At 35.3% G+C, this 20769-nt stretch carries 20 protein-coding genes; 5 read left to right on the forward strand and 15 right to left on the reverse strand.

Going from position 1 to position 20769, the window contains the following annotated elements:
- Positions 1-4: 4 nt before the first annotated feature.
- From U8526_RS07100 to U8526_RS07115, 4 genes are all read right to left on the reverse strand, one after another.
- Positions 5-451 (reverse strand): DUF1149 family protein, encoded by a 447-nt coding sequence (locus tag U8526_RS07100; RefSeq protein WP_334341262.1) that lies wholly within the window; start codon positions 449-451, stop codon positions 5-7.
- Between the two features lie 66 nt (positions 452-517).
- Positions 518-1774, reverse strand: coding sequence for a C39 family peptidase (locus U8526_RS07105; RefSeq protein ID WP_334341263.1), 1257 nt, complete (start codon positions 1772-1774; stop codon positions 518-520).
- A 13-nt stretch (positions 1775-1787) separates the two neighbouring features.
- Positions 1788-2297: a tRNA (uridine(34)/cytosine(34)/5-carboxymethylaminomethyluridine(34)-2'-O)-methyltransferase TrmL gene (gene trmL, locus U8526_RS07110; protein ID WP_334341264.1), complete on the reverse strand. Its 510-nt coding sequence runs from the start codon at positions 2295-2297 to the stop codon at positions 1788-1790.
- 186 nt (positions 2298-2483) lie between these two features.
- Entirely contained in the window at positions 2484-3692 is a 1209-nt protein-coding gene (locus U8526_RS07115; protein WP_334341265.1) for an AI-2E family transporter, read from the reverse strand.
- Between the two features lie 68 nt (positions 3693-3760).
- On the opposite strand from U8526_RS07115, the gene U8526_RS07120 reads away from it, so the two are divergent.
- The 3 genes from U8526_RS07120 (at position 3761) to U8526_RS07130 (ending at position 6380) form a co-directional block, all read left to right on the forward strand.
- The gene (locus U8526_RS07120; RefSeq protein ID WP_334341266.1) at positions 3761-4780 is read left to right on the forward strand and encodes a lactonase family protein; all 1020 of its coding nucleotides are present in this window, start codon (positions 3761-3763) and stop codon (positions 4778-4780) included.
- Between the two features lie 33 nt (positions 4781-4813).
- The gene (locus U8526_RS07125) at positions 4814-5653 is read left to right on the forward strand and encodes an undecaprenyl-diphosphate phosphatase (protein WP_334341267.1); all 840 of its coding nucleotides are present in this window, start codon (positions 4814-4816) and stop codon (positions 5651-5653) included.
- An 82-nt stretch (positions 5654-5735) separates the two neighbouring features.
- The gene (locus U8526_RS07130; protein WP_334341534.1) at positions 5736-6380 is read left to right on the forward strand and encodes a copper homeostasis protein CutC; all 645 of its coding nucleotides are present in this window, start codon (positions 5736-5738) and stop codon (positions 6378-6380) included.
- 123 nt (positions 6381-6503) lie between these two features.
- Here the strand turns inward: U8526_RS07130 and mgtE are convergent, their stop codons facing one another.
- The 4 genes from mgtE to U8526_RS07150 are packed head-to-tail and all read right to left on the reverse strand — an operon-like array spanning position 6504 to position 10242.
- Entirely contained in the window at positions 6504-7877 is a 1374-nt protein-coding gene (mgtE, locus tag U8526_RS07135) for a magnesium transporter (RefSeq protein WP_334341268.1), read from the reverse strand.
- The gene (locus U8526_RS07140; protein ID WP_334341269.1) at positions 7870-8790 is read right to left on the reverse strand and encodes an RluA family pseudouridine synthase; all 921 of its coding nucleotides are present in this window, start codon (positions 8788-8790) and stop codon (positions 7870-7872) included. Before U8526_RS07140 ends, mgtE begins: the two co-directional genes overlap by 8 nt.
- Complete coding sequence (locus U8526_RS07145) at positions 8777-9589, reverse strand: NAD kinase (RefSeq protein WP_334341270.1); 813 nt, start codon at positions 9587-9589, stop codon at positions 8777-8779. Before U8526_RS07145 ends, U8526_RS07140 begins: the two co-directional genes overlap by 14 nt.
- A complete protein-coding gene (locus U8526_RS07150; RefSeq protein WP_334341271.1) occupies positions 9586-10242 on the reverse strand; it encodes a GTP pyrophosphokinase in 657 nt (218 codons plus the stop codon). The genes U8526_RS07145 and U8526_RS07150 overlap by 4 nt, the downstream gene beginning before the upstream one ends.
- A gap of 144 nt (positions 10243-10386) precedes the next feature.
- On the opposite strand from U8526_RS07150, the gene U8526_RS07155 reads away from it, so the two are divergent.
- Positions 10387-11043 (forward strand): DsbA family protein, encoded by a 657-nt coding sequence (locus U8526_RS07155; protein ID WP_334341272.1) that lies wholly within the window; start codon positions 10387-10389, stop codon positions 11041-11043.
- A gap of 44 nt (positions 11044-11087) precedes the next feature.
- On the opposite strand, the gene U8526_RS07160 is transcribed toward U8526_RS07155, so the two are convergent.
- The 5 genes from U8526_RS07160 to U8526_RS07180 all read right to left on the reverse strand — a co-directional run bounded on the left by U8526_RS07160 (position 11088) and on the right by U8526_RS07180 (position 17487).
- A complete protein-coding gene (locus tag U8526_RS07160) occupies positions 11088-11945 on the reverse strand; it encodes a competence protein CoiA family protein (protein ID WP_334341273.1) in 858 nt (285 codons plus the stop codon).
- Between the two features lie 51 nt (positions 11946-11996).
- Positions 11997-12668 (reverse strand): adaptor protein MecA, encoded by a 672-nt coding sequence (locus tag U8526_RS07165; protein ID WP_334341535.1) that lies wholly within the window; start codon positions 12666-12668, stop codon positions 11997-11999.
- Positions 12669-12793: 125 nt separating this feature from the next.
- Positions 12794-15304 carry a BspA family leucine-rich repeat surface protein gene (locus U8526_RS07170; RefSeq protein ID WP_334341274.1) on the reverse strand — a complete coding sequence of 837 codons (2511 nt, stop codon included), beginning with the start codon at positions 15302-15304 and terminating at the stop codon, positions 12794-12796.
- A gap of 800 nt (positions 15305-16104) precedes the next feature.
- Complete coding sequence (gene spxA / locus U8526_RS07175) at positions 16105-16503, reverse strand: transcriptional regulator SpxA (protein ID WP_334341275.1); 399 nt, start codon at positions 16501-16503, stop codon at positions 16105-16107.
- 258 nt (positions 16504-16761) lie between these two features.
- Positions 16762-17487: an MBL fold metallo-hydrolase gene (locus U8526_RS07180; RefSeq protein ID WP_334341276.1), complete on the reverse strand. Its 726-nt coding sequence runs from the start codon at positions 17485-17487 to the stop codon at positions 16762-16764.
- Positions 17488-17529: 42 nt separating this feature from the next.
- Here U8526_RS07180 and U8526_RS07185 point away from each other — a divergent pair, with 42 nt between their 5' ends.
- Positions 17530-17985 (forward strand): hypothetical protein, encoded by a 456-nt coding sequence (locus tag U8526_RS07185; protein ID WP_334341277.1) that lies wholly within the window; start codon positions 17530-17532, stop codon positions 17983-17985.
- On the opposite strand, the gene U8526_RS07190 is transcribed toward U8526_RS07185, so the two are convergent.
- Both U8526_RS07190 and U8526_RS07195 read right to left on the reverse strand, forming a co-directional pair.
- On the reverse strand, positions 17975-19972 hold the full coding sequence (locus U8526_RS07190; protein WP_334341278.1) for an ABC transporter permease: 1998 nt from the start codon (positions 19970-19972) through the stop codon (positions 17975-17977). The genes U8526_RS07185 and U8526_RS07190 overlap by 11 nt on opposite strands.
- Positions 19953-20729 carry an ABC transporter ATP-binding protein gene (locus U8526_RS07195; RefSeq protein WP_334341536.1) on the reverse strand — a complete coding sequence of 259 codons (777 nt, stop codon included), beginning with the start codon at positions 20727-20729 and terminating at the stop codon, positions 19953-19955. The genes U8526_RS07190 and U8526_RS07195 overlap by 20 nt, the downstream gene beginning before the upstream one ends.
- Positions 20730-20769 lie beyond the last annotated feature (40 nt).

The raw sequence follows: 20769 nt of genomic DNA on the forward strand, positions 1-20769 counted from the left end.
TTTTTTATTTATCAGATTCTTTATTTTTCAAATCCTTTAGTGCTTGGTTAGGTTCAATCTCAATATCTTTATTAAAATTCAAAGAAAAACCACGATTCAACGCAACGCTTGTCACTTGATAAGTTAAAGTTTCAATATACTCAACAACTGGTCGTGACAACTGTTGAACATCTTTAGCTTCTAAATCTTGAATTTCACCGTGGAAACCGATTGGTTGAACAACTTGTCCAATCAAGCCTGACACTTTGAACGGTGCACCTTGTGGATGAATTTCAAATGGTACAACGACTTGTAAGATCTTGCCTTCATCCTCATTTAAAGGTTCACCATTCTCATCTTTAAATTCTGGATGTTCAATATTAATATTCAATTCTGTTTTTACATCTGCACTAGGTGCCTCTACATCATAGTGAAAAGATTGTACGTTAACTTCACCTTTATTTATTTTCATATTAGTTCCTCCCTATAGTATAAAACTGCCATAGTCGACATTAGTCATACTCGAATTGAAACCTATTTAATAACTTATTGCACGTCTTTTTTGTGTATTCCAATTGTTGATAAACTGATTAATCCCCATTTGGAGAGTCTGATCAGTCCAACAATCATTGTAATAGACGTAATTTTTGTCATATCCTGTCACAACTAACGCATGATATGGGAATCCATATAAGGTATTCCAAGTTACAACTGGATGACCGATATTGATTTGATACTTGATAGCATTGAATCCTTGACCAGTTAAATCTTTAGCAGTGCCTGTATATTTCTCAACTAAGTTCATTAAAGCTGGTGGAAAAATTGTTATTCCAGTTCCATCCCAAGGCTGACCGATATAACCGTAGTTAGGGTCGCTACTACGGGGCATCTCTTTTGCCATTTGCATCTTATTGACCTTGGCTCCAGCGTATTGCAACATCATTGTCACAGCAGTGATTTCACAACCGTTTGGCAATTCTGGTCTTTGTGCAATCAAAGGTACACCAGAAATCCATTTGGCATCTTGGTATTGGCCTTGACTGAGGACAACATAATCTTGTGGTACCCACGTATTATTACCAATTTGATACCAATCTTTGCCTCCAAATTGTGCACGGCTGTTAACTTTCCAACTACTACCAGTTGGTAAATTATTTCCTAGATAAACTGCCTTATCACCGAAGCCTTGAAAATTATGAACACTGGCACCATCTTTATAAGCAACCGTTACAACACCGTTATATGGCTGTGCATAATCCCGATAAGTTCCCAGTGCTGAGTCTACATACTCAGTTGTAGCAACTCGATAATAAACCTTATCCTCAAAGGTACGACGATAATCGGCACGCCAAGCTGTATTTGGTCCTAAATAACGATTTGTAATTGATTTGTCGTTATTATCATGAAGGTTTGCAATGTTACTACCAATGGTGAAAACACCATTAACTGCCTCGTCATGAAAAGTTGGTTGCGACTCTTGAACAGCCTGTGTAGATTGATTGTTTTGCGTAGTCGTTTGATTAACGTTTGAATTATCAGTCGCTGCAGTAGCGACACTACCCTCAGTCTGACTAGACATATTATTTTGCTGAGTAGTACTTTGCTTAGAAGCATCTGGAATAAAAACCCAGTTTGAATTTTTATCGTTATTGGAAACATTATTTGTTGTTTCTGTCTGTGTTTGTGTTGTGACTGTTTGTTGTTGATCAGTAGTATCCTCATCGGCCTTAACTACTGTGGTCGACAAAAGGCAGCTAGATGCAAACAATGTCGCGTAAAGCAATTGTTTTTTCATCAACTTTGTCCTCTTAGTCTAATTTATCATTTTCATAATGGTGGCTTAATTCCAAGCCGGCAAAATTCTGTTGACGAACTGCTTCATAAATTACTAAAGCGGCACTGTTAGAAAGATTTAGCGCTCTGATATTATCACTCATTGGAATTCTTAAGCATTTTTCAGGATTACGACGCATGAAATCTTCTGGAAGACCAGTTGTTTCTTTACCAAACAAGAAGTAGTGGTCTTTTGATGTATCAGAAAAATCTTGATCACTGTAAACTTTATCTGAGAATTTCGTAATTAAATATAGATACTTATCATCAGGAATAGATTCCAAAAAGTCGTTTAAATTATCATGATAAGTGATATCGACTTTATCCCAATAATCTAAACCAGCACGTTTCATATGTGCATCATCCGTACTAAAACCTAGTGGACGGATCAAATGTAGTTTAGTGTTAGTACCAGCACAGGTTCTTGCAATATTACCTGTATTGGCTGGCATTAATGGTTCATATAAAGCAATGTGATTAGTCATTTATTTCTTCCCCTTTTTTAAAAACAAAAAAGCGCATACCCTCGGTGAACACCACAGCAAGGACATGCGCTAGTAAAGCCTTATGTTTACTTGCTTTTGTCAAAATTGCTTCTGAGAAAAACAAATAACTTCAAACTCATTAGTTATTATATACGACATGTCCGGTCTAGACAACAAAAAAATGAATTATTTGTGATCTTTTTGAGATTCTTTTTCATTATTTGCTTCAACGACCTTGTTGTTCTCCACAAGATCATCATCGTCATACCAACTCGAATTACGTTTAAACCAATTAAAGAAACGTGTAAAAATAATTTTTAAAATGGCAAAAATAGGAATACCGGCAACCATTCCCACTAAACCGTACATCCCAGCGGATACTAATAAAACTAAGATAGTTGTGACAGGATGCATCTGCATCTTATTACCAACAATTATTGGCGAAATGACACGTGTTTCAATAGTCTGTTCCACTACAAAGACAATTAAAACTTTTAAAACCATTGACGGTGCGATAAATGCCGCAATAACCAACGAAGGAACTAAAGCCAACGTTGAACCGATATAAGGAATTAAATTCAAAATACCGGCAACAATACCTAGTACCAAAGCATATCGTTGACCAATGATCAGATAACCAACAAAGAACATTACCGCTACCCAAAAGGCAACTGTCAATTGACCAGTTATATAAGAACTTAGTGATTGACTGATCTCCGAAAGCATATCGCCAACTGACTTTTTAATACGATTAGGCATGACTTTCACAATTGACTCTTTAAACTTACGATTGTCCTTTAACATAAAGAACAAGATGAATGGTGCTGTCATTATGATAACAACGACATTCGTCAAAACACTAACGGCTGAACCGATATTGTTAACAGTCTGTGGTAGAATTTGATCCATTGATTTTTCAAAACTCTTAGTAATGCTAGCATTCGTCTGTACTAATCGTTCCCTAACTATATGTAATTTAGGATCAGAAAACAGATTCTGCAAACTTTTATTAAGTGAATCCCAATACTGTGGCCAATTCTTAACCAAAGAATCAATTTGATCTTGAACAAATGGAATCAGGGACATAACGCCCCAAATCAATAATGCCAAAATAATGATAAAAACAAAGGTGATCGAAATAATTCGATTAACATGAAACTTGCTCTCTAAAACATTGATCAAAGGATTGATCAAATAATACAATACCAATGCTAATATAACTGGTGGCATTGTAATTCCTAGAATTTGACTAAGCGGATTGAAAACAAACCTTATTTTTGAAAAAAAATAAATTATCAAAAATACTAAGAAAATATTAAGCAAAATCACCGTCAATTGGTTATTCAAAAACCATTGGTAGAACCAACTTTTTCTTTTTTCCGGCGTTTCTTTCATAAAGTACTCCCCAAAACTTTTCTATTAAGAATATACTATATACTATACAATGTTTGGAGGTTTTTGTAATGTTTGAAAAGGTTCTCTTTAGTGGTTATACAAAAAAAGCTGGTAAAGGTGTTTACTCAGCCGAATTCAATTCCGATAACGGTGAATTATCCACACCTAAAGTCCTAGTTGAATTAAATGGTCCCACATATATTGATGTAACAAATGACTTAAAATTGATTGCTCTAGCTAAAAAAGACGATCGTGGCGGTATCGTTGTTTACGATATCAAAGGTGACGAACCTAAATTATTGGATGAAGACTTCTCAGAAGAAACTTCTCCATCATATGTTAAATTCGATGCCAGTCGTAATTTGATTTTTAGTGCTTACTTCCACTTGAGCAAAGTTAAGATTGATCATCTAACTGCCGATGGCAAGATTGAACACTATTCTGAGGTTAAATTTGAAGGCCATGGTCCTCGTGTTGAACAAGATCAATCTAAGCCTCATTTCAGTAGCCTTACACCTGATGGCAAATTGATTATTTGTGATTACGGTGCTGACCGTATTTATATTTATGATATTTCTGATGCTAAAAATCCAAAATTGATGAATAATTACATCGCACCAGCTGGATATGCACCAAGACATTTAGTCTTCAATCCAACAAAACCATACGTTTATGTAGCTTGCGAATTATCCTCAAAAGTTCTTGTCATGGAATATGATGCCGAAACTGCTGGTTTAACTTTAGTTGACGAAGTTGAAGCTGCTAAGGATGAACAAAAGAATACTACTGCAGCTATCCGCATCACTAAAGATGGCGAGTTCCTTTATGCATCTACACGTGGAGCAGACACTATCGCCCTATTTGCTGTTAACGAAAAAGGTGACCGCCTCAAGAAGATCAACACAACTTCATCAGATGGTAAAGGACCAAGAGACTTTGATCTAGATCCTTCTGAAAAATACTTGATTGCTGCCAACCAAGATTCAGATAACATCACTATCTTTAAGAGAAATGAGAAAAAAGGAATTTTGACTAGTTTGGAAAATAATATTTCCATTCCTGAGTGTGTATGTGTACACTTTATTTAGTTCCAAATTTAGTCAGGAGAATAATTAATTATTATGTTCATTGAAATCATTAAAACCGTTATCCTTGGTATTATTGAAGGTTTCACTGAATTTCTACCTATCAGTTCAACCGGACATTTGTACTTGGCTGATGAATTCGTTAAGTTAAACGAACCCACAGCTTTCATCAACATGTTCATGGTAGTTATTCAATTCGGGGCGATCTTAGCCGTTATCCTCATCTACTTCCACAAGTTGAATCCTTTCTCACCTAAGAAAAACACTGTAGAAAAGAAACAAACTTGGAGTATCTGGTTTAAAGTTATTGTCGCTATCTTACCTTCCGTAATTATCGGACTTCCACTAAACGACTGGATGGATAAACATCTTACTAGCTGGCAAGTTATCTCAGCTACCCTACTAATTTATGGTATTTTATTCATCGTTGTTGAGAATTGGCTTAAAAACAAAGATCCACAAACGGCCGATCTGGACAGTCTATCTTACAAAACCGCTCTTGAAATTGGACTCTTCCAAGTTCTTTCATTAGTTCCTGGTACTTCACGTTCCGGTGCAACTATTTTGGGTGGTATGACCGTTGGTACTTCTAGATTCGTCGCTACAGAATTTTCTTTCTTCTTAGCTATTCCAACAATGTTTGGTGCCAGTCTTTTGAAAATATTTAAGTATTTCAAACATGGTAATACCTTTACTGGTGATCAAACGATAATTCTTCTTGTTGGTACTTTAGTATCATTTATCGTTGCTTATGCTTCAATCAAATTCTTGCTCGATTACATCAAACGTAATGACTTCAAGGCCTTTGGTTGGTACAGAATCATCTTAGCTATTATCGTAATTGCTTACTTTGGTTCTAAAGCATTGATGGCTTAATTTTACATACTAGTTTAATCTCGATCGATTGTATTATAATTGATCGGGATTTTATTTTAAAAAAATAAGGGAGTTGATTATTATTTATAAAGAAGTTGCTGTTGAAAATTTTACCAATATTCCTAAAGCTGTGTTAAAAGGTGCTAACAGAATTGAATTGAATGACAATTTAGCTGTTGGTGGAACCACAGTAAGTTTAGGTGTTCTACAAGAAAGCACAAAATATCTTCAAGAAAAATCTATTCCCGTCGTAGAAATGATTCGTCCTCGTGGCGGAAATTTCGTTTATAACGACCTAGAAATTAAAATGATGGAAGCTGACCTCTTCCAAGCTCAAAAACTTGGCGTTGACGCTGTAACTTTTGGTGCATTAACTGAGGATGGCGATTTAGATGAAGAAGCAATGGAGCAATTAATTGCTGCCTCATCAGGTATGCAAATTGTTTTCCACATGGCCTTTGACGCTTTAGCAGAAGATAACAAGAAACCTGTTATTGATTGGCTAGTTGAACATGACGTTGACCGTATCCTCACTCACGGTGGACCCTTGACTACACCAATTGACCAAACAGTCGACAAGATTAAAGAATACGTTGACTACGCTGCTGGTAGAATTGCTATTTTACCTGGTGGTGGCGTTAATTATCAAAATTGTGACGATATTGCTAAAAAATTAGGTGTCAAAGAAGTTCATGGAACAAAGGTTATTGACGGAGTTAATAACTAAGCTCAAATAAAAATTTTATAACTAGTAAAAAGGGTGTTCATACCAACTGATTAAGCTCAGTTGATATGAACACCCTTTTTGATTTGAAGCTAAAAAATAATTTATTTCAAAGTATTGAATTATTCAAGCTTTGACGAAATATTGCATAAACATTCCAGCAATACTGAAGTAAATCAATACACTGGTCAAATCACTCAAAGTTGAGATAAATGGTCCACTGGCAACAGCTGGATCAAATCCAAAGCTGGACATCAGCATTGGTATCAAACTACCTGCCAAGTTAGCAACCGTTATAGCGGCACACATGGCTAAACCAATTACCATTCCTAAAACAAAATTATGTTTCCAAATTCCTACTAGTAAGCAAACCGATATCCCTGTTACTAATCCCGTAACAAAACCGGTGATCAATTCCTTACCAATCAATTTCAAAAATTCATGACGATTAATTTCTTCAACCGCTAATCTTCTAACTGCCACAGCCAAACTTTGTGTACCGGCGTTACCGGCAGTACCTGTAATAGTAGAAATAAAGACAGCCAAAATACTAGCTTCTGCCAACAAACCTTCAAAATGGTTGATTAAAGTAGCCGTGATCATACTCAGTAATAACAAAGTGATCAACCAAGGCAAACGTTTGAAAGCAGCCTTGAAAGGTCCATCATTATTAGCTTCATCCATACTAACACCGGCCAAACCAGAGTAGTCTTGTTGAGCTTCATCATCAATAACTTCAATTACATCATCAACCGTAACGATACCAACCAACTTATTTGAATGATCGACAACTGGAACAGCTAGAAATTCATAATCTCTGAAGACTTGGGCTACTTCAGCCTGTTCTGCATCGACATTGACCGTTATAACGTCACTATTCATGTGATTACCCAAAGTGTCGTTATCATTTAACATAATTAAATCACGTAACGACATTACACCGACTAAGTCATCGTGACTATCTAAAATATATAGATAATAAATTGTCTCCGCCGTTTCCGCAAATTTTTTCAATGCCCTAATTGCACTGGCAGCTGTTTCTTCTTCATGGAACTGAACGTAGTCTGTGGTCATAATACCACCGGCAGTTTCAGTATCATAATGCAACAAGCCACGTAGATTATTGGCATCATTCTTAGGCATTTGTTCTAAGAATCGGTCAACATCAACTTTATCTAAATGCTCCAAGACATCGGCAGCATTATCATCATACATGTCGTTTAGCATCTTAGAAGCATAATCTAAATCCATTTCTTTCAACAATTCTGGAATGGCTGGATTGTCATCTTCAATGGTATCGAACATATCCCCCATTTCATCTGGTTCCAAGATGGAATAGAGTGTTGTTCGTTCTTCCTTATTTAAAGTGAGATAGAACGTACTTTGATCGTAAAAATGCATATCAAGATAGGTTTTTCGAAACCTTTTCTTATCATTACTATCGAGGTACCGTTTTAACTGTTCAAATCTTTCTTGCAGTCTCTTTTCATTTTCATCCATTTCTCTCACCCCTTAACACACTCTTTAAGATTACCATATCCTGAGGTAAAGGCGCCTTTAAATTTAATAACTCTTTGGTTACTGGATGGACGATTTGCAAATTATAACAATGTAACGCCTGACGATTGATTCGGGGATCAATTTTTTGGCTATACATATCATCGCCAATAATAGGATGACCAATTGCGGATAGATGTACACGGATTTGATGAGTCCGACCTGTTAATAGCTTTAATTCCAATAAACTACCCGTGGCATAATCTTCCACCGTTTTATAAATTGTCTGTGAATTCTTCCCTGTTCGATGATCAATTGCTCGTTTATAAAAGGCTTTGGGATCGATTCCTATTGGTAAGTCGATTAATCCTTCTTTGGGCTCGACGTGTCCATAAATCATCGCTAAATAAAACTTTTGAAAATTCTCGGTGTGAAGAATTTGGTCTAACAGTGAATGAGCGTACGATGTTTTAGCAAAAACCATTAGTCCCGAAGTATCACGATCTAGACGTGTCACCAAATGAATCGTACTGTTCTCCTTTTTAGAGATCAGGTAAGCCTTAACCAAATTGGCCATAGTTTTACTATCACGAGCTTTAGCAGGAAGACTAGCTATCCCTGGTGGCTTATTGACTACTAATAAATAATCGTCCTCAAATATAATATCCACAGGACCAGTCATTGGTTTTATCAAATCAGATGGTTCTTCAGAATTGAGGACGATCAACATTTCATCTCCATCATGCAATTGGAAATTAAAATGACGTTGCTTGTGATTAACAAAAATTTGTCCACCTTTATTCTTCAAATTATGCAACTGACTAGAGGAGAATTTATGTTGCACGAGAAATTTACGGATGGTTTTCTTGTCATGATGATTAATCACAAATTTTAAGAAACGATTATTTTTTTTCATTCTGTGCTAAAAAGGCAGTCTCTACTCTAGTCCAGAAGTGTCGATGACGATATTGGGCAAATTGAGCTCGTTGATAGTTAAGTTTAATTGTTATCTTCTTAACATTTTTGAGCTTAGTTGTAATCCCGTCACAACTGATAACATAATCATCAGCTGTCTGTGGATAAAGGTCAACTTGCTGATTATGAGGAATGATAATTGGTGAAGAGATTGTCCGATAGACACGGTTATTGATCGAGGCTATTTCAATCATTTGAAAAACACTGATTTTAGGGTGAATCAAGGCCCCACCAACCGATTTAGAATAAGCTGTTGATCCAGTTGGAGTGGAAAAGCAGAGTCCATCCCCACGAAAACTTTCAAAAAATTCCTTATCTAGATCAACTCTGGCTTTCATCGTTAAAGAAGAAAGTCGTCTGACAACGGTCTCGTTAATAGCTATTCCATGAAAGAGTGAGCCCTCTTTGTTTTCGACTACGACATCCAAAACCGGGTAGCTAGTTGATGGAATATTATCCTGACATTCAATGATCCGTTTAGCCAACTCATCAATTTCCGTATCAGTCCAATCGGAATAAAAGCCTAAATGACCAGTATGTAGCGCTAGGAATTTCACTCGATCTAAATGTGCTGCATAAGCGTGAAAGGTACTCAAAAGAGTTCCATCCCCACCCACACTGATAACCAACTGCGGATTTCGACGATCCAAGATTAAGCCGGCATCTAGCAATTTGCTACGTAACTTATTGGCGGCTTCAACTGACTGTTCTTTATTGTTATTATTAATCCATAATTTCATTTTTTATTTTGCTCCGTTGGGCCATTCAAATCCCGTTTTCGATCTGTAAAGTATTGCTGAGCATCCTGAATTTCTTCACGTATCTTAGACATTTCCTCATCCAACATGAAGGAAGCCTCAGCTGCTCGTTTCAATCGTTCATTGATCTCTTCTGGGAAATCGCCTTTGTATTTGTAATTTAACGAATGCTCAATTGTTGACCAGAAATTCATCGCCAATGTTCTGATCTGAATTTCAGCAAGAATATTAATTTGACCATTAGCTGTTTGAATAGGATACTCAATTACTACATGGTATGAGCGATACCCGCTTGGCTTACTGTTTGCAATATAGTCACGTTCTTCGACCACTCGCATATCCTCACGAATATGAAGCAATTTGGCCACGTCATAAATATCTTCTACAAACTGACACTGGATTCTTATTCCTGCGATATCCTGCATATCTTGTTTCAATAATTCCTCTGAAATAAACCGGCGACGCATTTTTTCTTTAATACTATCGACTGTTTTAACACGTCCCGTTACAAATTCAATAGGTGAATGCTCATTTTTTTCGAGAAATTCTTTACGTAAATTTCTAAATTTTATTTTTAGTTCATCAACTGCCTGTGAATAAGGTATCAAAAATTCATTCCATTTGATTTCTGACATAGTAACCTCGCTTTAATATAAATATATCGTAGTTTCGTAAAAGATTCATCTAATTATAAATATTACCAATCTTTGAGTTTAAAATTTTACCTTTTTTAAAAATGTTGGTAGAATGACATTGCAATAGAGATGGAGGGAAACATAATGTGGGAAGTATTCTTATATATTAATCCATTATGTTCGTATTGTTTAAAAGTGGAGCAAGCAATTATTGATTTCACCAGAAAACACGATATTGACACACAATATCACTTTGTAACGAACTATAATATGGCAACAATTAATGATTATGTTCAATTAAAAGGTTTCAAGATTACCGATATGAAAGAGCGCACTTGTGCGTCCCAAGATGTCATCGAGGCAGCCAAACTTTACAAGGCAGCTTCTTGTCAAGGTAATAAAAAAGCACGTAACTTTTTAATGAATCTTCAAGAACAAGTAAATATTTTAAATAATCCCTTTGATGATAACACTATCAGACGTGTAATTAACAATAGTGGGCTTGATTATAAATCCATCATGACTGACAAAGAAAGTCAATGTGTCATCCAAGGATTAAAACGTGATCAACAATTGTCGATGGAAATGCACATTCAAAAGGCCCCAACTGCGGTAATTTTTGATTGTGAAGATGAAGAAAAACCCGGCGTAATGATCAACAACTTCGGAGAATCCACTTCTCAGGAAGATATCACCAACAACATCAATATGATGTTAGAACGTGAACTTCCCCAACAAGATGTCGTTAGTAATGTTTCCACTTCAGGAACCGTTATCAGCTTAGATAGATTTAGAAAATAACTTTACATAAAAATAGCTACTAGATGCCGATTGGTTTCTAGTAGCTATTTTTTTAGCAACGGTTGCTTTAATCTTTTAGGGACTTGACCACAATATCTCTGCCAAGCCGGTGTAGCAAAAATAGGAAATTCGGCTTCAAAAATTGCCTCTTTGAGGTAGTCTTCTACTGTGATCTTATAAGTATTATAAAAATTCAATTTAAGTTTCTGTGAATCTGAATCACTTTTTCTTCTAATTTTATTTAACCAACGTTCACTGAGAGTAACTTCCAATTTCGATATTTCTTTAGGACGAAATATGAATATTTTCCAAAATTCATCCCTCGCAAATATCTTTTTTTGATATGTCAAAGTGTTGAACGGTCCAATGAATTCAATATTATAAAAGAGTGTCAATCTTTCCTGTTGTGAATCTAGCATTAATAAATAAAATTTCCAAGTTTTATTATAAGTGATGAATTTAAGGTGTTCTCGCCCCAACCGTCTCTTTAAGTAGTGACCACCTAAAATCCAAATATTTTTTATTCCTGCTATTCGATATCCTTTAACTCGTTTACTCAAAAGATTGATGTTTATTTTTGCACATTGATATTCAACTGCAAAATTCTTATTCACTAGAATATCTGGGCGTTGTTTTATTCTCGATAAGTAAGTTTCCTCTTCTAAAAATTGCGGCTTCAGTTTACTCAATTCATCCAAGATTAATTTTTTACCTTTTTGATGAATCAAGCGCTCATTTATTGAATTATCACATTTATTTTTATGCCGAAAATAAACTCTGGACGCTGTGGTGATCAATTTAACTTTTTGTTTACAGCGACAACAATAATACTCATTATTCTTATCGGCTTTCAGTGCATATACTAGTAGGCCTGATTTGTCTAAAGCAGCATACAATTTCATCACCTCTAGTAAAAATTACGCAAAAAAAAGCCAATCCTTCACGGATTGGTTTTATTTATCAAAATAATATCTAGTTAACTCCAGTGCCGTCTTCGACATGATTTCCTTACCATATTCTGACAAGACAGCTGCTGTAACCTTTGTCTTAAAGCTATACTCACTAAGTAAAGCCAAAACATCACTATAAGTCATTTCATGCATCTCATCTGTAAACAGAATCAATTGCAAGTAATATTTATTGTCATATTCCCAAAGATTTGAAATTCCGCTTTCTAAGTGTAACAAATCAGCCAATTGGACATAGTCCTCAAAGTCCTTAAATTCAACAATAATCGTCTTCGTAGGTGTGTCTGGGTCATTCAAATATGGTGCTGTTTCACTATCATATTCTTCAGTGCCCATCTTTGCCTCGTTAGTATCATCATCATTATTAACGACTGAACCTTGTAGCCCATCTAATGGCAATGAATCTGTACCTTCAGAATCATCACTCTTACTGATCAGTAACTCCAAACCTTCTTTGTTTGGCATTATTTGGAAAGTAACCGGTTCATTATTTGTAAAAACATGATCCTTATCAACTTCATCCAAAATACTGTAAAAGAACGATTCGATTTGCTTCTTGTTGCCTAACAAATCTAAAACAGTTACGCCACGTTCTTGTAAATCTTCCGTACTAAGAATGACTCTGATTGTATTCTCATTAAGTCGATCCATCTCCATCATAGTCACCTCAATTCTGTATCTACATTCTAACAGTCTTATAAACTATTTCAACTATCATATACCGATAATTTAGTCATTAAAATAATATACTAAACCTCGAAATACTAGTCAAAAATAATGACTTAGATACTGTTGGTCAAGGTCCAATTTAAGGTCGTAGAGTAACTTCCACTCTTTGCATACAGTTCATTCCCCATATCTAATAATATTCCACTATCCTCATCCCAATTAATTGAGCTAGTACCATCAGGAAGCACATCATCATAAATTTGAGTTGGCTTTTCAGATAAGATCTGTTTTCCTTGACCCTTTTCACGATAAATTAAAGTGTTATTCAAAATATCTCCACTACTAGTGGTTAGAGGTTTATCCATGGACACTGCAATCGTTGATTTTACACCACCGGAGGGATAATTATTATTATCAATCGCTATAGCAAAATTCTTATTTTTCCGATGAAATACCTGTGAGGAAAGATTAATCGATCCAAAATCGATATCAGGTACTTGCATTTTGATATTGATAATTGGCTGTTGCTGCCAAACATAAGTCGTAACTGGATTGCCCACATTAGAGAATTGTTCAACGATCTCTTTTGCTGACATTAAATCCCCTACCGGCTCATGATCAGAACCACCACTGGCATAATCTACTATTTGCCATTTGTTACTAATTGCACTATAAGTTTCTGAAGTTGATGCATCATTAATTTGTGTGCCCGCAACGGGAGTTGGAAATCTGACATCGGTCGGCTCCCCTTGAAGATTCTTCATAACAGATTTAGGTCCAAGCGTGATTTTCCACAAATTATAGTTTAGTCCAAAGAAATAATCCATATTTGTTGCATTAGTAGTATCTAATCCTGAGAGATCAACAGTTTCCAAATTAGACATTTTATTCAGCATTGCATAAAAATTTGTCACCTTAGAGGTATTCCATTTAGAAAAATCTAATTTTTTCAAAGAAGACGCCTCAAAAAACATTTCATACATCGTCGTCGCACTGGAAACATCCCAATTCTCAATAGGTAAACTTTCTAATCCACTAGCACCCTGAAAAGTCGTGTAAAATATTTCCACTTTGGAAACATCCCATTTTTCCAAGGGAATAGTCTTTGCTTTAGCAGATCTAAATGTCGAATTTAAAGTAGTTACAGATGAGGTATTCCAATCTTTAAGAAAATTAAAATCAAGTATTTTCGTTCCCAAAAAAGTACTTGCCATATCCGTGACTTTGGATGTATTCCAATCAGCAATATTTAGCTCATCAAAATTAGTAATCGCTGAATTAGCAAACATATTGTTCATATTGGTTAATGAACTGGTATCGAAATTTCCAATAATTTTTTCTAATTTACGAGTACTGCTAAATAGATAACTAAAATCTTTTACATTAGAAGTATCATATTTCGATAAATCTATCACTTTAAATCCGGTTCCAGAAAACATCCCATTCATAGATTCAACTTTCTTAGTAACCAATGTCTGATACCCTTTTAAATTATCTTCACTAAGCAACGCATCGTTATAAAACATTTGATTCACACCACTTAAACTGTCAGTACTCCAATGTGATAAATCTAATCCAGTTAAATTTTTACAGTTATAAAACATCATAGACATTCCCGTCACATTAGAAACATCCCAATTTTCAATCATCGACAAATCACTATCATTTACGGAAAAGAACATTGAATTCATATCGGTTACACCAGAGACATCCCAATTACTTAGTCCTTTAACCTGTGAGACAGCACCTTGGGCCTGATAAAATAAATTTGACATGTTCTTGACGCTTTTAACATTCCACTGACTCAAATCAAGTCCGTTTAAATTACTACTTCTAAACAAGCCCGACATATCCTCGACGTTAGAAACATCCCAATCACAGATATCATTCGGATCAGTCTTCGTAAAATCTACGCCTGAAAGAGCACTATTCATGGAAGTAACCTTCCCCAAATCCAGGTCCTTCAAACCAATTATTTTTCCCGAAACACTAACGAAAGTACTATTCAACGATGTAGCCTTGCTAGTATTAAATCCGGTTATGTTTAAATACTCTAATGAGCTACATCCCCAAAACATACGATCAAAGTTTGATGTAGAACTAGTATCAAAGTTAGACAAATCCAAATTTTTCAGTGAGCTGTCACTTTCAAACATATTATTCATTGCACCAACTGATGACGTATCCCATGTATCTAGCCCGATAATTTCAATTAATGATCTATCTCCGTAAAAAAAATTACTCAGAGAACGTGCCCTTGATACATCTAGATTGGTAACATCAATCTTAGTGACATTTTTTAATCCTGCAAAAAGTCCACCATTACCAGTGGTGTAATCACTAGTAGAAGTCACTCCCGGTTCCACATAAATACTTTTAATAGAATCAGCATATGGTTTCCAATTTCCCTGACCATTGGCCAAAGTACCTGGATGAATCGTTAACTTTCCTTCATCATCAATATCCCAACTAGCCGTACCATTAACTCCACTGTAACTAAACGTTGCTGCAATAGGCATTATCGTATTAGTTTGCGTAGCAATTTTTTCATTTAATAAAACATTAGTATTTTGATTCAAAAGATTCTGCATATCATTATCAGTCGCAGCCTGCACATTATTCACATTAAACGCACACAAATTACACGCTAAAAATATTCCTGCTGAAGATAATATACAAAAGGTCCTATTTCGGTTTCGGTTTAAAATTCCCCTTAGAATCAACATAGTCTTGCCTTTCTTGAAAGCGATTTCTTTATCAAGAAATTATATCAAGTCTTATTAAAATATTTTTTCAATTTACATAAATTTATTTTTTTAGTTGTGAATATTTTACCTAAGATTCCGTCCTCCACAACAACCCCGATTGGTCTGGAACGCTTTGGACGCTGAGACCAATCGAGTCTGTTGCTCCGAACTAGTGTGTTGTTCTATTTATATCTTTCTTAATATGTTAGACAGTAAAATAGTATTCCAATGAATGGACTCAGATATACCCATATATCCACATATTTATATATTTCTTTCCATAATTTCTCCTGTTGTTATATGGAACCAAAAAATATTTAAATACTGCAATCTTAACCAATAACAATAGAACCAGAAATATAGTCGGTAGTAGAAAATCTGTGGGCCCTAAGCGGTGAAATTCTACTTAGCTTGCGAAGCAAGGTTAGTAGAAGACCGGACTTGGAGATCCATGATTTTGCGCGAAGTGCAAAATTATTAGCTTCAAGCCGTGTCCACCGCATTCCAGGCCCACAGATTTTCTACTACCGACGGGCATACTTAACCTACGCTAGTTAATATAAATACAAACAAAAAACAGATATCCACTAAAAGTGAATACCTGTTCCATCAATCTTTTATAAGGTTTTACTTACAAAAAAAGATCACTCCCCAAAAGAAAGTGATCTGCTTATATTTTATAATCCAGCCATTAATTGAGCCTTTTGAAGTTCCATAGTTCTAACACTTCTAGGCAAGAATCTTCTGATTTCGTCCTCGTTAAAACCAACTTGAAGACGCTTATCATCCATAATAATAGGACGTTTTAACAAACCTGGGTTTGTTTGAACTAAATCTAACAATTGATCAATTGTTAAATCGTCCAAATTAACTTTAAGGTTTTGGAATGCCTTTGAACGTGTTGAAATGATTTCTTCTGTACCGTTCTCAGTCATTTGTAAAACTTGTTTAATTTCTTGCTTATTTAAAGGTTCTGAGTAAATGTTTCTTTCTTTGTAAGGAATGTCATGTTCTTCGAGCCAAGCCTTGGCCTTACGACATGATGTGCAACTTGGAGATGTATAAATGGTTACCATATATAATCTCTCCTTTCCTGTGTAGTATCAAACTCTTTAAACACAATAATATTGTAACTTATTGCATTAATAAAATCCATAGTTTTTCAATAAAAATTTACGAATATTTGTTCGAATTTTGCCAAATTGTGAAAACATGCACCCGATAAATAGCCCTTTACGTATTTTTTTCACAAAATACATAAATGTGGATTAATTTATTGTATTAGTTATAATTTATAGTACTTTCATTGAAAATCAAATCCTATTGCTATGCGATTAAACTTCAATTTCTAGACCTTGGAAAGCATTTACAACTGGGATTTCACCTGCATACTTTTGTGATTGAGTTAACATTGTCTCGACATCAACTGTTTGAGGCAAATGACTGATCATAAGACGTTTTACGTTTGCATCTTTAGCTAGCGTACCAGCCTCTTTAGTATTCAGATGCCATTTACGTCCAGTTACATCATCTGGGAAATTAGTATCCGCAATTAATAAATCTGCGTCTTTACTAAAGTCGACTAAACCGTCAAAATATGTGGTGTCAGCTGTATAAACGATAACCTTACCATCACTATCGGTAATTCTCATCGCATAAGCTGGAACTGGATGAACTGTTCTGAGAAATTCAAACTTCAAGCTTCCAATCTCAGTTGGCTCATAGTCGTTATAGGCGATTCCTTTAGTTGCATTAGGTTCTGTCAATTGAGCAAAGTTGACAAAATCCTGTGTATGACCATAAATAGGTAGTGGATTTTCTTTTTTAGCAGCGAGCCAATTATACTGCAAGACACCTACATCTGCTGTATGATCATGGTGATAATGGGATAAGACAACAGCGTCTAAATCGGTTGGTTTCATGTAGCTAGCTAGTGCATTAAGAACACCGCTACCACAATCGATCAACATACTCTTGCCGTCGTTTTGCAATAAGTATCCAGAAGTACCAACTCCTTTATAAGGATACCCTCCGTAAAAACCTAAAACTGTAACTAACATAGAAAACCTCCAAAAATTTTAATTGAAAGGATTTCAATAATTATGAACATAACATTAAAGCTAGGCACATATAATTTTTTAAAGAGTCAGCAAACTTCTGCTGATACTTTATTAAAACCCTTATTTAGTCTGAACGCAGACCATCTTTTAATAAAAAAATTGTCCACTTTTGCGCAATACCGTAGTATCAATGGAGACTATGAAGAATTTAACAAGTTTTATTCCTTGACATATCTGAAATTCAATCCAGATCAAGCCAAACTCTTCGAAAATAAATTATTCAGTCTCAATGAATACTCCTTTAATTCTACCTCAACAGCTGTCTTTCAAAAAAGGGATAGTCCCAGAGAATATTTAATTCTTAAGACTTTTACCCAAACTCATCAAATAAAACAATGGAATAAGCACTTGCAATTGGAGATTCAATCACAAATTCAGGGAACAAATGAAGAAGATTTCGGTTTCTTCACCAAAAGTTATCTCCTCGTCAAAGACTAAATTTGTGCTTGATCCCATGCCAGGAAACTTTGAAACTAACTAAACCGAAGAGCCCATATAAAACGACATAACCGGCGTAGATCAAAATAATATTCTTTGAAATATGCCTTCCAGTATTAGACATCGCAATTGCAGCAACCGATTGTGCTAAAGCAAAAACCAACGGTATCAAGAAAGTTAAGGTATTTTCACGACGAACAATTCGTTTAACTTCACTTTCCTCGACACCGATTTTTTGTAAGGTCCGCAATTGCCTTGATTGATAATCATCCCGTAAAAGTATTCTCAAGGTTAATACACTTCCCAAAGCAATCAATAAGGCGATACTGAATAAAGAAACAATGAACAGATAAAAACCGCCACCTTGGACAAAGTTCTTCTTAAGATTACCCTGTCTTAGAAAGCCTGATTGAGTATAAATGGAATCCCCATTTCGAGGATCCTTTTTCAAAACTTCAATCGTCGAATCATTCAAGGCTTTCTTGAAATCAACTTTCATATAATAAGCATCACGGTAATTATCTAGTTTTTGTAATTGCTTAGTACTTAAACGGTCACCCTTTTTAAAGTCCCAGCCGTAAAATGTATCTTCGACCTCAGCAGGCATCTTTTGATAATACTTATCAGGCACCACCATCATCGGTCCAAAATGCATCGAACTACCATATGGGAATGAACTCCCCGTTTTAACAGTGGAAATAATTGGTGAATCCTTTACCTCAATGTCGTGTTCTTTAAAATGCCGATTATCAAAAATTGATCCGTTATAATCAATTTTTAGGAATTCACGCGAATTGATTTTACTATTCCATTTTCTCATCCGCTTGGGCAAAGACATATAGTCGCTATATGACATGAATGTCATCGGCTGTCGAACATATTCTTGATTACTTTTCCGATAGTATGAAACTAAATTGATTTTAACTTCAGTCTTATACTCTCCTCTAATATGCGCTTTACTCTCTTTTAATTCCTGCTTGATCACGCCAACCGTATTTTCATCAGCTGCCAGTTCAAAAGGATAAGCACTATTATAGTTACGATGGACTGCTTGATAACCAAAGTAACAAAAAGTTAATAACATTAAAGCTAACGCCGATAACTCCGTTACAAACCACAGAATCGAAATATTTTGAAAAAGTCTTTCCTTCAAATATTTAAATGAGAACATATTGATTCCGGAATAAGAAACCGAGTGAATCCGTTGCAGAGTATTCAAAATTGTTGGCAAGAATCCAAAATAAACCAAATAAGTTCCAAAAATATCAGCTATCATAACGAAAAGAATTTCCGTAAATGGTTTTGAAGAGTAACTGATCGTATGCATATCGTAGAACAACGAAATTGTACAGATCTGGGCACTAAATAGTAACAGTAGTCCAAAGATACCGGCTGGTATTCTTAGCCACCAGCGCGTCCTTATTTTACGATTATTGGACTTTTTTTGTAGGATACGAAATGCCTTAATCGCATTAATAATACTCAAAACCAATGTCGAAAAGAAAAACATCTTTGCTAGCAAAAAGACATCGTTCCAACTGATATGCATTATGAAATTGAATCTTAACTGCATCAGATAAAACAAGGACATCCCCATGAACTTCTGAAAAATCAATGTTCCTGACAATCCGATTATCCAAGCAAAAGCTTGAACGATTGCTGTTTGAATAAAACTAAGCGTCACGATGACCCAGCGTTGCATCCCTAATTTTTCAAACGTTCGAAACTCATTTCGTTGTTGCTTAATAAAGAAACCACCAACATAGACCATATAGACAAATGCACAGAAAGCGAATAATCCACTCATCATGACAGTTATATCAGAGATAAAACTATTCCAAGATCGTAACGACAATCTAACTGAAGGATTATCCCCCAAAGAAATCAGAATTCCAAAGACTCCAATGGCAAAAGCACAAGCCAGGATGTAAATTAAATAGCTATCACGCATATTGTACAAACTGCGTTTAATTATCTTGCGATACATTGAAATAGCTACCCCCTCCGATTGTCCGCTGCATGTTAATTATCTGTTCAAAAAATTTATCACGATCACCTGGATTAACAACTTCAGAAAAGACTACGCCATCTTTAATAAAAATTACGCGACTACAATAACTGGCTGTGAAAGCATCATGCGTAGCCATTAAAATAGTTGTTTTCTCTCGTTCCTTTACCAGTTGCATATAATTCAATAAAATCGTCGCCGATTTAGAATCCAAGCTTCCTGTTGGCTCATCTGCAAATAGAATCTCAGGACTATTGATCAAAGCCCTAGCGGCAGCCACAATTTGACGTTGTCCCAGCGACAATTCATCAATGTTACGACTACTTAATTTTTCAATGTTAAGTAGATTCATCATATAATTAAAACGTTCTTCAATTAATCTCTTATTCGAACGATTTAAGGCTAACGGTAAAATAACATTTTCCTTAACATTCAACGAGTCCAACAGTTCGAAACTTTGATAGATAAATCCCATCTTGTTACGACGGTATCTAGTCTGCTCTCGATCATGCAACTGAGTTAGATCTTGTCCATCAACAATTACCTGACCATGATCAGGACGTTCGTTGGTGGAAATCATATTTAACAGAGTCGTTTTACCAGCACCAGAGGGTCCCATGATTCCCAAAAATTCACCATGTTCCACTTTCAAGCTAATATCTTTGATAGCATGAACAGCGTTTCGCTTCTTTCCAAAGTCTTTTGAAATATTCTTTACAATTATTTGCAACTTAATTTCTCCATAATTAAATAATTATTGTTATCATATTATATAC

The sequence above is a fragment of the Companilactobacillus sp. HBUAS56275 genome (genome assembly GCF_036913655.1).
Lineage (GTDB): Bacteria > Bacillota > Bacilli > Lactobacillales > Lactobacillaceae > Companilactobacillus > Companilactobacillus pullicola.